This is a genomic window from Burkholderia sp. RF4-BP95, from assembly GCF_001521985.1.
Classification (GTDB): domain Bacteria; phylum Pseudomonadota; class Gammaproteobacteria; order Burkholderiales; family Burkholderiaceae; genus Burkholderia; species Burkholderia diffusa.
Genome location: NZ_LOSX01000033.1, coordinates 44,651 through 58,378, shown reverse-complemented (window position 1 = coordinate 58,378; position 13,728 = coordinate 44,651). Strand labels below are relative to the sequence as shown.

At 67.8% G+C, this 13,728-nt stretch carries 8 protein-coding genes; 3 read left to right on the top strand and 5 right to left on the bottom strand.

The window, feature by feature from the left end; all coding sequences use genetic code 11:
- Positions 1-33 precede the first annotated feature (33 nt).
- Complete coding sequence (locus tag WS46_RS14230; RefSeq protein ID WP_059690903.1) at positions 34-1,707, bottom strand: methyl-accepting chemotaxis protein; 1,674 nt, start codon at positions 1,705-1,707, stop codon at positions 34-36.
- 399 nt (positions 1,708-2,106) lie between these two features.
- Between WS46_RS14230 and WS46_RS14225 the strand changes: the two genes are divergently transcribed.
- Positions 2,107-3,345 carry an MFS transporter gene (locus tag WS46_RS14225; RefSeq protein WP_059690902.1) on the top strand — a complete coding sequence of 413 codons (1,239 nt, stop codon included), beginning with the start codon at positions 2,107-2,109 and terminating at the stop codon, positions 3,343-3,345.
- A 66-nt stretch (positions 3,346-3,411) separates the two neighbouring features.
- On the opposite strand, the gene WS46_RS14220 is transcribed toward WS46_RS14225, so the two are convergent.
- Entirely contained in the window at positions 3,412-4,209 is a 798-nt protein-coding gene (locus WS46_RS14220; protein ID WP_059690901.1) for a 5'-methylthioadenosine/adenosylhomocysteine nucleosidase, read from the bottom strand.
- Positions 4,206-6,569 carry a UvrD-helicase domain-containing protein gene (locus WS46_RS14215; protein ID WP_059524132.1) on the bottom strand — a complete coding sequence of 788 codons (2,364 nt, stop codon included), beginning with the start codon at positions 6,567-6,569 and terminating at the stop codon, positions 4,206-4,208. Before WS46_RS14215 ends, WS46_RS14220 begins: the two co-directional genes overlap by 4 nt.
- 214 nt (positions 6,570-6,783) lie before the next feature.
- On the opposite strand from WS46_RS14215, the gene WS46_RS14210 reads away from it, so the two are divergent.
- Together WS46_RS14210 and galU are read left to right on the top strand one after the other, a co-directional pair.
- The gene (locus WS46_RS14210) at positions 6,784-9,651 is read left to right on the top strand and encodes a valine--tRNA ligase (RefSeq protein ID WP_059690900.1); all 2,868 of its coding nucleotides are present in this window, start codon (positions 6,784-6,786) and stop codon (positions 9,649-9,651) included.
- Positions 9,652-9,739: 88 nt separating this feature from the next.
- Positions 9,740-10,624, top strand: a complete 885-nt coding sequence (galU, locus tag WS46_RS14205; protein WP_059690899.1) for a UTP--glucose-1-phosphate uridylyltransferase GalU — start codon at positions 9,740-9,742, stop codon at positions 10,622-10,624.
- A gap of 60 nt (positions 10,625-10,684) precedes the next feature.
- Here galU and WS46_RS14200 read toward each other — a convergent pair whose 3' ends face one another.
- Positions 10,685-11,299 carry a DUF4136 domain-containing protein gene (locus tag WS46_RS14200; RefSeq protein ID WP_059524125.1) on the bottom strand — a complete coding sequence of 205 codons (615 nt, stop codon included), beginning with the start codon at positions 11,297-11,299 and terminating at the stop codon, positions 10,685-10,687.
- Positions 11,300-11,336: 37 nt separating this feature from the next.
- A complete protein-coding gene (locus WS46_RS14195; RefSeq protein ID WP_059524123.1) occupies positions 11,337-13,724 on the bottom strand; it encodes a CHASE2 domain-containing protein in 2,388 nt (795 codons plus the stop codon).
- Between the last annotated feature and the right edge of the window lie 4 nt (positions 13,725-13,728).

Below are 13,728 nucleotides of genomic sequence, written 5' to 3'. Positions count from 1 at the left end.
GCCGGCCCGCGACGGCGTGGGACGATGCGACGCTCAGGCCGCGATGCGAAAGCGTCCGACCAGCGACTTGAGCGCCTGCGCCTGCTCGTCGAGCGCGTTCGCTGCGGCGGCCGCCTGTTCGACGAGCGCCGCGTTCTGCTGCGTGCCGGCATCCATCTGCGTGACGGCGCGGCCGATCTCGTCGATCCCCGCGCTCTGCTCGTCCGACGCCGCGGAGATCTCGCCGATGATGTCGGTCACGCGCTTGACCGCCCGCACCACGTCGTTCATCGTGCGGCCCGCATCGTGCGCGAGCGCCGCGCCGTTCGCGACGCGCTCGACCGACGCGCCGATCAGCCCACGGATCTCCTTCGCCGCGGTCGCCGCGCGCTGCGCGAGTTGCCGCACCTCGCCCGCGACCACCGAAAAACCGCGTCCCTGCTCGCCCGCGCGCGCCGCCTCGACCGCGGCGTTCAACGCGAGAATGTTGGTCTGGAACGCGATCCCCTCGATCGTGCCGATGATGTCGCGAATGTTCTTTGCGCTGTCGTCGATCTCGCTCATCGTCGCGACCACGCGTCCGACGACTTCGCCGCCCGCCTCCGCGACGGCCGACGCATTGGCCGCGAGCGCGCTCGCCTGCCGCGCGTTCTCGGCGTTCTGCCGCACCGTCGACGTGAGTTCCTCCATGCTGGCCGCGGTGCGCTCGAGCGCGACGGCCTGCTGCTCGGTGCGGCGTGACAGGTCGAGGTTGCCGGTCGAGATCTCGCCGGACGCGGCCGCGATCGCCTCGGCGCTGACGGCGATCTCGCCGACGGTCGCCGCGAGCCCGGTCTGCATGTCGGACAGCGCACGCACCATGCTGTCGCGGTCGTGCCGGCCGAGCGATATCGGCCGTGCGAGGTCGCCGCGCGCGATGTCGGCGGCGATCGCCTTCGCCTCCGCGGGCTCGCCGCCGAGCTGCGACGCGAGGCGGCGCACGACCCCTTCGGCAATCGCGATCGCCAGCACGATCAGTGCGGCCGTCATCGCCGCGATCATCGCGAACGACGACGAGAAGATCGTTGCGGACGCATCGAGCGTCGCCTTCGACTTCGCGCCGCGCGTCTTCACGAGCATCGCGACGAGCTTCTCGAGCTTGCCGGTCTCGACCAGCAGCGACACGTCCTGCGTGCCGACCTGCCAGTTCATCTGCGACAGGTCGAGCGGCTGCGCCTGCACGAGCGCGACGAAATCGCGCAGATGGCCGCTCCACGTGCCGACCGCCATCGAGAATGCGCGCAGTCGCGCGGAATCGTCGGCATCGGCCGGATCCGCGTAGCGCTGCAGCGTCGCGAGCGCCTGGCCGATCGACGCGAGCCCCGCGCCGACCTCGGCGCCCAGGTCGTCGCGCTCCTTCGCGGTGGTGGCGGTCAGCAGCATCTTCTGCGCGCGGCTCGCGCGCAGCACCTCGGCGCGCACCTCCTCCGCCGCCCGGCTCGCGACGTGCCCCTGCTCGTAGACCGACGCAATCGACGCGTTCAGCCGGTTGATCTGCCACAGCGAAAACACGCCGATCGCGAGCGTGCCGGCCAGCAGGATCGCGAACGCGGCGCGCAACGTCGCCTTGACCGTCCACGGCCGGGATTCGCGCCGGGCTGCGCGCGCACGACGTGCGGCGGGCCGGGCGGCTGCGTCGGATGCGGCGGCGGCCGCAACCGGCCGCGGATGCAATGAAGCTGCTTTCATCGATATATCCCCGTATTGATCATGCCGCCGGAAAGGTCGGTTCCGGCGGCCGGCATTCCCGCGCTGGCCCGCCATGCCGCGCGCCCTGCGCTCGCCCGGCTCGTGGCCGGTGCCGCACTGTGATGTCATTGGTCCTTCTACGGCCGCCATCGGCGCGCCTTGAGTCCGGGCAAACACCGATCCGGTCCCGCGCGGCCCGACGAAAGCCGGACGTGCCGCAGCGTTATACCTGGCCAAAAAACGGCGTCATGGCCGAATCGTCACAACAATGTCCGAATCGCGACAAAACTTGGCCTGACATTCTCGATACGCCACATTAGACTTCTTTGACGCAACAACGATTCGAACGCGCCGATCCCCATCAGAGCGCGTCCCGCCACCTCAACTCGCTCAGCTCACATGGAAACCAGCCTCGATACGGGCGTCGGCGCGACAGCCGCAGCCCAGCCGTCTGCCCCACCCGCTCCGCGTACCGTCTACCCCGTGCTCGGCGCGATCAGCTTCTCGCACATGCTCAACGACATGATCCAGTCGTTGATCCTCGCGATCTATCCAATGCTCAAGAGCCAGTTCGCGCTGTCGTTCGCGCAGATCGGCCTGATCACGCTGACCTACCAGATCACCGCGTCGCTGCTGCAGCCGCTCGTCGGCCTGTACACGGACAAGCAGCCGAAGCCGTATTCGCTGCCGGTCGGGATGGGCTTCACGCTCGCGGGGCTGCTGCTGATGTCGGCCGCGCAGAACTTCCCGACGCTGCTGGCGGCGGCGGCGCTGGTCGGCTGCGGCTCATCGGTATTCCATCCGGAATCGTCGCGCGTCGCGCGGATGGCATCGGGCGGCCAGCACGGGCTCGCGCAGTCGCTGTTCCAGGTCGGCGGCAACGCCGGCTCGGCACTCGGGCCGCTGCTCGCCGCGCTGGTGATCATTCCGCACGGCCAGCACAGCATCGCGTGGTTCTCGGCGGCCGCGCTCGTCGCGATGGTCGTCCTCACGCAGATTGGCCACTGGTACAAGAAGCATCCGTCGATGAAGAAAAAGGCCGCGGCGGCCGGCCATCCGACGCTGTCGCAGGGCCGCGTGCTCGCCGCGATCGGCGTGCTGGTGCTGCTGGTCTTCTCGAAGTACTTCTATCTCGCGAGCATCAACAGCTATTTCACGTTCTACCTGATCGACAAGTTCCACCTGTCGGTGCAGGCCGCGCAGATCCACCTGTTCGTGTTTCTCGCGGCAGTCGCGGCCGGCACGCTGATCGGCGGGCCGGTCGGCGACCGGATCGGCCGCAAGTACGTGATCTGGGTGTCGATCCTCGGTGTCGCGCCGTTCACGCTGCTGCTGCCGTACGCGAACCTGTTCTGGACGAGCGTGCTGAGCGTGATCATCGGCGTCGTGCTGGCGTCGGCGTTCGCCGCGATCCTCGTCTACGCGACGGAGCTGATGCCCGGCAAGGTCGGAATGGTCGCGGGCCTGTTCTTCGGCTTCGCGTTCGGCCTGGGCGGCGTGGGTGCCGCCGTGCTCGGCCAGCTCGCGGATGCGACGAGCATCACGTTCGTCTACAAGGTGTGCTCGTTCCTGCCGCTGATCGGCGTGCTGACGGTGTTCCTGCCGAACCTCGAAAGCAGCCGGCGCAAGCAGGCGTGACGAACCGGCCGCGGCATGTGTGCCGCGGCCGGTCGACCGATTCGAAGGGAAAGTACGACGGCGGCTTCAGGCCGCCGTCGTCGCATGCAGCGTCAGGAAACGCTTGAGGATGCCAGACGAATAGTTGCTCGCGATCGCCGACAGGAAGTGCGAGAACGACTGCGTCGCATGATCGTCGGCCGTATCGGAGATCGTGCGCACGATGGCGAACGGCACGTCGTGCTCGGCGCACACCTGCGCGATCGCCGCGCCTTCCATCTCGACCGCGAGCGCGTCCGGCAGCGCGTCGCGCAGCGCGACGACTTCCCGCTCGCTCGACACGAAGCGGTCGCCGCTGATGATCAGCCCGCCGTGCAACGTCGCACCCGCCAGCCCGAAACGCTCGGCGAACCGCGCGCCCTCCTCGGCGACGAACAGCGTGCATGCGGCCTTCAGACGAGCCGTCAGCGCCGCATCGGTCGCGAACCGCGTGATGCCGAGCAGCGGCACCTCGTAGCGCGGAAACAGCGGCGACGCATCGAGATCGTGCTGCAGCAGCAGATCGGCGACGACGACGTCGCCGACGCGCACCGTGCGCGACACGCCGCCGGCGACGCCGGTGAAGACGATGCCGGACACGCCGAACACGTGAATCAGCGCGCTGACCGTCGCGGCGGCCGCCACCTTGCCGACCCGCGCGAGCGTGACGACGCAGGCCGCCCCGTGCACGGTGCCGACGTGATAATCGCGGCGGCCGAGCGTGATGGTCTTCATCGCGCCTTCGTCACGCATCGCGGCGATCAGGTCGCCGAGTTCCTCGGGCAGCGCGGCCAGAATGCCGAGCGGGCGCGTCGAAACCGTTTCAGCCATGTCGATGCCCATCATTCCACCGCCTGCAGTTTCGCGACCGCCAGCGCGAGCCACTTCTCGCCGTGCCGTTTGAACTTCACTTGCGCCTTCGCATCGGCGCCGTTGCCTTCGAGCGCGGTGACCGTCCCCTCGCCGAACTTGGTATGGAATACCTGCTGGCCGATGCGGAAGCCGGTGTCGGCCGCGCGCTGCTTGTCCGCGAACGCCGGCAGCGGCGCGGAGACCGCCGCGTCGACGACCTGTTCGCGACTGCCGCCGCCCGGCCGCGCGAACCAGTCGCGCCCCCAGCCGGCGTTGTCCGAGCGGCCGCCCCAGCGCGAGCCCGCCTCGACCTTCGGCGTGAGCCACTTCAGCACGTGCTCCGGCAATTCGTCGAAAAAGCGCGAGCGCACGTTGTAGCGCGTCTGGCCGTGCAGCATCCGGCTTTGCGCGAACGACAGGTAGAGCCGCTCCTTCGCGCGCGTGATCGCGACGTACATGAGCCGCCGCTCTTCCTCGAGGCCGTCCGATTCGAGCACGCTGTTCTCGTGCGGGAACAGCCCTTCCTCGAGGCCGGTGATGAACACGGCCGAGAATTCGAGCCCCTTCGCCGCGTGCACCGTCATCAGTTGCACCGCGTCCTGGCCGGCCTGCGCCTGGTTGTCGCCGGCTTCCAGCGACGCGTGCGACAGGAAGCCCGCGAGCGGCGTCATCGTGTCGGGGTTCTGCGCGGGGTCGCCGAGCGGCGCCGGATCGAGCACGTCGACCGTCGGATCGTCCGCGTCCACGCCGAGCTCCGGCGCCGCGATCGCGCCCGCGCGCAGCGGAATCGAGCGGGCCGGCGCATCGAGCCCGTAACCTTCCTCGCTGACGAACGCGGTGGCCGCGTTCACGAGTTCCTGCAAGTTCTCGAGGCGGTCCTGGCCTTCGCGCTCGCCCTGGTAGAAATCGGCGAGGCCACTCGCGCGCACGACGTATTCGACCGTCTCCGGCAGGCTCATCTGCTGCGTCTCGGCGCGCATCTTCGCGACGAGGTTCGCGAACGCGCCGAGGCTCGTGCCGGCCTTGCCGGTGACGTACGGAATCGCCGCGGCCATCGAGCAGTCGTACAGGCGCGCGGCGTCCGCGAGCTGCTCGATCGAGCGCGCGCCGATCCCGCGCGTCGGGAAATTCACGACGCGCACGAACGCGGTGTCGTCGTTCGGGTTGTCGATCAGGCGCAGGTACGCGAGCGCGTGCTTCACTTCCTGGCGCTCGAAGAAGCGCAGACCGCCATACACGCGATACGGGATGCCCGACGTCATCAGCGTGTGCTCGATCGCACGCGACTGCGCGTTGCTGCGATACAGCACGGCAACCTCGCTGCGCGACATCCCGGTGTTGATCAGCGAGCGGATCTCCTCGACGATCCAGCCGGCCTCCTGCGCATCGGTGCTGGCCTCGTACACGCGCACGGGCTCGCCGTGGCCGGCGTCGGTGCGCAGGTTCTTGCCGAGGCGATGCGAGTTGTTCGAGATCAGCTGGTTCGCCGCGTCGAGGATGTTGCCGTGCGACCGGTAGTTCTGCTCGAGCTTGATCAGGTTGCGCACGCGGAATTCGTCTTCGAAGTCGCGCATGTTGCCGACGTTCGCACCGCGGAACGCGTAGATCGACTGGTCGTCGTCGCCGACCGCGAAGATCGCGTTCTCGCCGCCCGCGAGCATCTTGAGCCACGCGTACTGCAGCTTGTTGGTGTCCTGGAACTCGTCGACGAGAATGTGCTTGAAGCGCGCCTGGTAGTGCGCGCGCAGCGGCGCGTTGTACGCGAGCAGCTCGTAGCAGCGCAGCAGCAGCTCGGGGAAGTCGACGACACCCTCGCGCTGGCACTGCTGGTCGTACGCCTGGTAGAGCTCGACGAACTTGCGGTTGAAGTTGTCGGACGCGTCGACCTTGTCGGGACGCAGCCCCTGCTCCTTCGCGTTGTTGATGAAATACTGGACGTTCTTCGGCGGATATTTTTCGTCGTCGACATTCGCCGCCTTCATCAGCCGCTTGATCGCCGACAACTGGTCGGCCGTGTCGAGGATCTGGAAGGTCTGCGGCAGGCCGGCGTCGCGCCAGTGCGTGCGCAGCATCCGGTTGCACAGCCCGTGGAACGTGCCGATCCACATGCCGCGCGTGTCGATCGGCATCATCGCCGACAGCCGCGCCATCATTTCGCGCGCGGCCTTGTTCGTGAAGGTGACGGCAAGCACGGTGGCCGGCGACGCGTAACCCTGCTGGATCAGCCACGCGATACGCGTGATCAGCACGCGGGTCTTGCCGCTGCCCGCCCCCGCGAGGATCAGCGCCGGTTCGTTCGGCAGCGTGACGGCGGCGTATTGTTCAGGGTTCAGATTGGCGAGCAGATCGGGCATGGAGCGGCAGCGGACGTGCGAGAAAAATGCGGACCCGCCATTATAAGTCGGCCGCGCGATGCCGTTTCCGATCCGTTCCGACGCCTGCCGTCGCCCGCGTTGCGGCGCCCCCGCGACCTGCCCGCCCGGGCAAGCGATGGCTGGCCGATGTGCATCCATTTATAATTGTCAGATTCGGCATCCAATTCACGCATTTTTCGGCAGATTTCCAACCATGAGCGACAGCACGCTTGCGAAGAGTTTCGAGCCCCACACCATCGAGTCCCAATGGGGGCCGGAGTGGGAAAAACGCGGCTATGCCGCACCGGCATTCGATCCGGCACGCCCCGATTTCGCGATCCAGCTGCCGCCGCCGAACGTCACCGGCACGTTGCACATGGGCCACGCGTTCAACCAGACGATCATGGACGGCCTCGCCCGTTACCACCGGATGCTCGGCGAGAACACGCTGTGGGTGCCCGGCACCGACCACGCGGGGATCGCGACCCAGATCGTCGTCGAGCGCCAGCTCGATGCACAGGGCGTATCGCGCCATGACCTCGGCCGCGAGAAGTTCGTCGAGCGCGTGTGGGAGTGGAAGCAGCAGTCCGGTTCGACGATCACCGGCCAGGTGCGCCGTCTCGGCGCGTCGACCGACTGGTCGCGCGAATATTTCACGATGGACGACAAGATGTCGGCCGCCGTGCGCGACGTGTTCGTCACGCTCTACGAACAGGGCCTGATCTACCGCGGCAAGCGCCTCGTGAACTGGGATCCGGTGCTGCTCACCGCAGTGTCGGATCTCGAGGTCGCGAGCGAAGAGGAAAACGGCCACCTGTGGCACATCCGCTATCCGCTCGTCGACGGTTCGGGGTCGCTGACCGTCGCGACCACGCGCCCGGAAACGATGCTCGGCGACGTCGCGCTGATGGTCCATCCGGAAGACGAGCGCTACGCGCACCTGATCGGCAAGCTCGTCACGCTGCCGCTGACGGGCCGCGAGATTCCGGTGATCGCCGACGACTACGTCGACCGCGAGTTCGGCACGGGCGTCGTGAAGGTCACGCCCGCGCACGACTTCAACGACTACCAGGTCGGCCTGCGCCACAACCTCGCGCCGATCGAGATCCTGACGCTCGACGCAAAGATCAACGACAACGGCCCCGAGCAGTATCGCGGCCTCGACCGCTTCGACGCACGCAAGGCGATCGTCGCCGACCTCGATGCGGAGGGTTTCCTCGACTCCGTCAAGCCGCACAAGCTGATGGTGCCGCGCGGCGACCGCACCGGCGTCGTGATCGAGCCGATGCTGACCGACCAGTGGTTCGTCGCGATGACGAAGCCGGCACCGGAAGGCACGTTCAACCCGGGCAAGTCGATCACCGAAACGTCGCTCGACGTCGTGCGCAACGGCCAGATCAAGTTCGTGCCGGAAAACTGGACGACCACCTACTATCAATGGCTCGAGAACATCCAGGACTGGTGCATCTCGCGCCAGCTGTGGTGGGGTCACCAGATTCCCGCATGGTATGGCGAAAACGGCGAGGTGTTCGTCGCGCGCAACGAGGAAGAAGCGCGCGCGCAGGCCGCCGCGAAGGGCTATGCCGGCGCGCTGAAGCGCGACGAGGACGTGCTCGACACGTGGTTCTCGTCGGCGCTCGTGCCGTTCTCGTCGCTCGGCTGGCCGAACGACACGCCTGAACTGCAGCACTTCCTGCCGTCGTCGGTGCTCGTCACCGGCTTCGACATCATCTTCTTCTGGGTCGCCCGGATGGTGATGATGACGACGCACTTCACCGGCAAGGTGCCGTTCCACACCGTCTACGTGCACGGCCTCGTGCGCGACGCGGAAGGCCAGAAGATGTCGAAGAGCAAGGGCAACACGCTCGACCCGATCGACATCGTCGACGGCATCGACCTCGAAACGCTGGTCGCGAAGCGCACCACGGGCCTGATGAACCCGAAGCAGGCCGCCACCATCGAGAAGAAGACGCGCAAGGAATTCCCGGACGGCATCGCCGCGTTCGGCACCGACGCGCTGCGCTTCACGATGGCGTCGATGGCGACGCTCGGCCGCAACGTGAACTTCGACCTCGCGCGCTGCGAAGGCTATCGCAACTTCTGCAACAAGCTGTGGAACGCGACGCGCTTCGTGCTGATGAACTGCGAAGGCCACGACTGCGGCGCCGACAAGCCGGAAATGTGCGGCGCGGGCGACTGCGGCCCCGGCGGCTACCTCGACTTCTCGGCGGCCGACCGCTGGATCGTGTCGCTCCTGCAGCGCACCGAGGCCGACATCGCGAAGGGCTTCGCCGATTACCGCTTCGACAACATCGCCACCAGCATCTACAAATTCGTGTGGGACGAGTACTGCGACTGGTACCTCGAACTCGCGAAGGTGCAGATCCAGAACGGCACGCCGGAACAGCAGCGCGCGACGCGCCGCACGCTGCTGCGCGTGCTGGAAACGGTGCTGCGCCTCGCGCACCCGATCATCCCGTTCATCACCGAAGCGCTCTGGCAGAAGGTCGCGCCGCTCGCCGGCCGTTATCCGCAAGGCAAGGCCGAGGGCGAAGCGTCGCTCATGACGCAGGCGTATCCGGTCGCGAACCTGCAGAAGATCGACGAGGCGTCGGAGCAATGGGCGGCCGACCTGAAGGCGATCGTCGACGCGTGCCGCAACCTGCGCGGCGAGATGAACCTGTCGCCGGCGACCAAGGTGCCGCTGCTCGCGGCCGGCGACGCCGAGCGCCTGCGCTCGTTCGCGCCGTACGTCCAGGCCCTCGCCCGCCTGTCGGAAGTGCAGATCCTGGCCGACGAAGCGACGCTCGACCAGGCCGCGCACGGCGCGCCGATCGCGATCGTGGGCCCGAACAAGCTGGTACTGAAAGTGGAAATCGACGTCGCGGCCGAACGCGAGCGCCTGTCGAAGGAAATCGCGCGCCTGACGGGCGAAATCGCGAAGTGCAACGCGAAGCTCGGCAACGAGGCGTTCGTCGCGAAAGCGCCGCCGGCCGTGGTCGAACAGGAGCAGAAGCGTGTCGCCGAATTCCAGAGCACGCTGGAAAAATTGCGCGCTCAGCTCGATCGGTTGCCTGCGTAACAAACGGTAAGGTCGTTTGCGTTCACTATAATCGGAACGTGAACATAAGACTGTCTGACAAGTCGATTACAGGAATAAAGGTTCGATCATGTTGAAAGTCACCAAGGCGGTATTCCCCGTTGCCGGTCTCGGCACGCGGTTCCTCCCGGCCACGAAGGCGAGCCCGAAGGAAATGCTGCCCGTCGTCGACAAGCCGCTGATCCAGTACGCCGTCGAGGAAGCAATCGCCGCAGGCATCACGGAAATGATCTTCGTGACCGGGCGCAGCAAGCGCGCGATCGAGGACCACTTCGACAAGTCGTACGAAGTCGAGGCCGAACTCGAGGCGCGCGGCAAGGAGAAACTGCTCGAGCTCGTGCGCAGCATCAAGCCGAGCCATGTCGACTGCTTCTACGTGCGCCAGCCGGAAGCGCTCGGCCTTGGCCATGCGGTGCTGTGCGCGGAGAAGCTCGTCGCCGACAACCCGTTCGCGGTGATCCTCGCCGACGACCTGCTCGACGGCAACCCGCCCGTGATGAAGCAGATGGTCGACGTGTTCGACCACTATCACAGCTCGGTGATCGGGGTGGAGGAGATCCCGCCGTCGGAGACGAAGTCGTACGGCATCGTCGATGGCAAGGAGTGGGAAGAATCGATCGTCAAGATGTCGGCGATCGTCGAGAAGCCGGCGCCGGAAGTCGCGCCGTCGAACCTCGGCGTGGTCGGCCGCTACATCCTGAAGCCGCGGATCTTCGAACATCTGCGCGCGCTGAAGCCGGGCGCGGGCGGCGAGCTGCAGCTCACCGACGCGATCCAGGCGCTGCTCGCCGACGAACAGGTGCTGGCCTACAAGTACCAGGGCACGCGCTACGACTGCGGCAGCAAGCTCGGCTACCTGAAGGCGACGGTCGAGTTCGCGCTGCGCCACCCGGAAGTCGGCGCCGAGTTCGACGCGTATCTGCGCGCGCGCGGCAACGGGCAACCGTCTGCCTGAACGCGGCACGGGCCGGCCTCGCCTGCGCGGCGGGCCCGCCCTCACCTCACGGCCGGCGCGTCAGCGCGCGGCGGCCGACTTCACCGAGACGACGCCCGGCATTGCGCCCGCGTCGTCTTTTTTCGTCTTCACGAGCCAGCCGTCGCCCTGCTCGAACGGCAGCTTCGCGAGCGCGCTCTTCACGAGCGTCGGCGCGGCCTGCTGCGTGCCCGCATCGCGGTCGCGCATCGACGCCGACACGCGATAGACGTCGGCACCCGACTTCGCGTCGACGAAACGCAGCGTCAGCACGTGGCGATACACGCTGCCCGCGAACGGGAGCGCGAACGGCGCCGGCCCGTCGACGGTCACGCACGCGCTGCTCGCCGCGCCGCACTGGTCGGCCGTCGCCGCGACCGACGCCGGCTGCGTCGCGTACGCGATCGACAGCCGGTAGCGCGCGGCTTGGCCAGGCTGCGCGTCGAAGCCGCGGTGCGCGAGCTCGTCGCGCACGAGCGTCTCGATCTGCCGGTATTCGGCATCGTCGGCCTGAGCGGCCGTGCGAACGAGCTCGTAGTCGTGCGAACCGGACTCGAACGCGTTCGGCTGCCCGAGCGCGCTCACGCCGGTCGTGACGCCGGCGCAACCCGTCAACAGCGTCACCGCGAGCGCGGTCGCTGCCCATTCCTTTCTCATGACTTCCCCCAAATGCCTGCCGTCGTGCCCGGCCCTGTCAGGCGGACGGCTCGTCGATCGCGGGCAGCGACACCGTCACCGCGGTGCCGACACCCACTTCGCTGTCGACCGTCACGCTGCCGCCGTGGCGCGTGACGACCGTCTTCACGAATGCCATGCCGAGCCCCGAGCCCGAGATTTCGGGCCGCTCGCCCGCATGGAATCGCTTGAAACGCTCGAACAGATGCCGCTGATCTTCCGGCGAGATGCCGTACCCCTGATCGCGAATCGTACAGAACATCCGCTTCGATGCATGCTCGACCGTCAGCGTACACGTGATCACCGTGTCGGACGGACTGTATTTGACCGCATTGTTCAGCAGGTTGACGAACGCACGCGTGATCAGCGAGCGGTCGGCACGCGCCCAGCACATGTCGGTGCCGACGTCGGTCTCGATGCGGATGCGCTTCGCCTGCGCCTGCGGCCACACTTCGTCGCTCGCGTCGATCAGCACGTCGACGAGGCTGGTCGGTTCGAGCTGGTACGCCTGCGACTCCGCGCGCGCCAGCTGCACGAACTCGTCGGCGAGCGACAGCGCACGGTGCGCATACCGCTCGATCCGCGCGAGCAGCCCGCGCATCGCGTCGGTTTCGACGCGATCGCGCTCGATCTCGACAAGCGCAAGGATCGACGACTGCGGCGAGCGCATGTCGTGCGACAGCAGGTGCAGCGCCTCCTCGCGCTGCCGCTCGGCCGCGTGCAGCTCGGTTACGTCGACGAGGCCGGCGATCCAGCCCGTCACATGGCCCTGCGCATTCGTACACGGGGCGTAGCGTAACAGATGGTCGAGCCCGTCGCGATCGCGCACCTCGATGCCGCGCGCCATCGCTTCGTCTTCGGCCCCGAGCGTCGGGTCAAGCGCGGCCGGCCAGTGTTCGCGGATCGTCACGTCGTGTTCGGCGTTGCCGTCGACGGTCTTCATGAAGGTCAACTCGCCGAGCGCGGCGCGCAGCGGCCGCCCTTCCGGCAGCGGCAGCGCGAGGCGCGCCCCGTAGCGCTTCGCCGCATGGTTCGCGATCAGCACGGTCCCGGCCAGGTCGGTGACGAAGATCGGCTCCGGCATGCTGTCGAGGCTGTCCCACACGAAGCGCTTCATGTCCTGCACGCGTTGCGCGGCCTGCGCCATCAGCGCTATCTGCCGTTCGAGCACGTCGCCGCCGACGCTGCGCGTGCGCGGTGCCTCGGGCAGCAGGTGCGGCTCGTCGGCCAGCCGCTGCAGCTCACGGCGCAGGTGCGACATCGTCATTTCCAGGCGCCGCCAGTTCCAGATCGGGTACACGGCGATCAGCCCGAAGATCGCCGGCGCGGGCGACAGCCACACGCGCGCCTCGAACAGCAGCGCCAGGCTCGCGACGACGGACAGCGCGGCCAGGCTCAGCGTCAGCAGCAGCGCGCGCCACGGTGACAGCATCAGGAAACCGCCCAGCAGCACGGCGAGCGGCAGCAGCGATGCGGCGAAGAGCCAGTCACGAGGCGCGGGCAGGATCGCGCTGCCGGTGGCCAGCATGTCGAGGACGTTCGCATGAATGTACACGCCGGCGAGCGGGCCGAAGTCCCCCGACACCGGGGTCGCGAAGCGGTCGAAGAGGCCCGATGCGGTCACGCCGACGACGACGATCTTGCCGCGCAGCGCGTCGGGTTTCACGCGCCCTTCGAGCACGTCGTCGAACGACACCGTCGGATAGGCGGGCGTATTGCGGCTGAACGGGATCAGGTAGCGGCCCTCGCCGTTCGCGTCGCGCGACAGGTCGTGCGCATTCGCCCCGGGCACACCGCCGACCGGATGCAGCCGGCCGGCCTGGATCGCACGATAGACGGGCACCATCAGTTGCGGCCAGCGCACGCGTCCGTCGCTTTCGAACAGCGCGACGCTGCGCACGATGCCGTCGGGATCGACTTCGAGATTGATGTGGCCGAGCCCCATCGTGCGTGCCGAGAGCTCCGCCACCGGCGGATCGACGGTGCGCGTGCCGTCCGCCTGCTCGGGGCTCAGCAAGACGGGCAGGAAGGTCGGCACACGGGTCATTGCGTCCGCGAACGCGCGATCCTCCGGCGACGGCTCGGTAAACAGCACGTCGTAGACGACCGCGGCCGGCTGCGCACGCGCCAGCGTGTCGAGCAGCCGCGCGTGCACGCTGCGCGGCCACGGCCAGCGGCCGAGTGCGGACACGCTCTGGTTGTCGATGTCGACGACGACGACATCGGGCGACAACGGCAGGCTGCGCAGCATCAGCAGCCGGTCGTAGATGAGCCCGTCGACGCTCGACGAGAACCGGCCGAACGCGCATGCGAGGATCACCGCGATCCCGAGGCAGCCGATCGCGATCCACTCGATGAGGAAGCGGCGGCCGAGGCGCCGCCGCGGGGAAACGGAGTCGGTTTTCATGCGC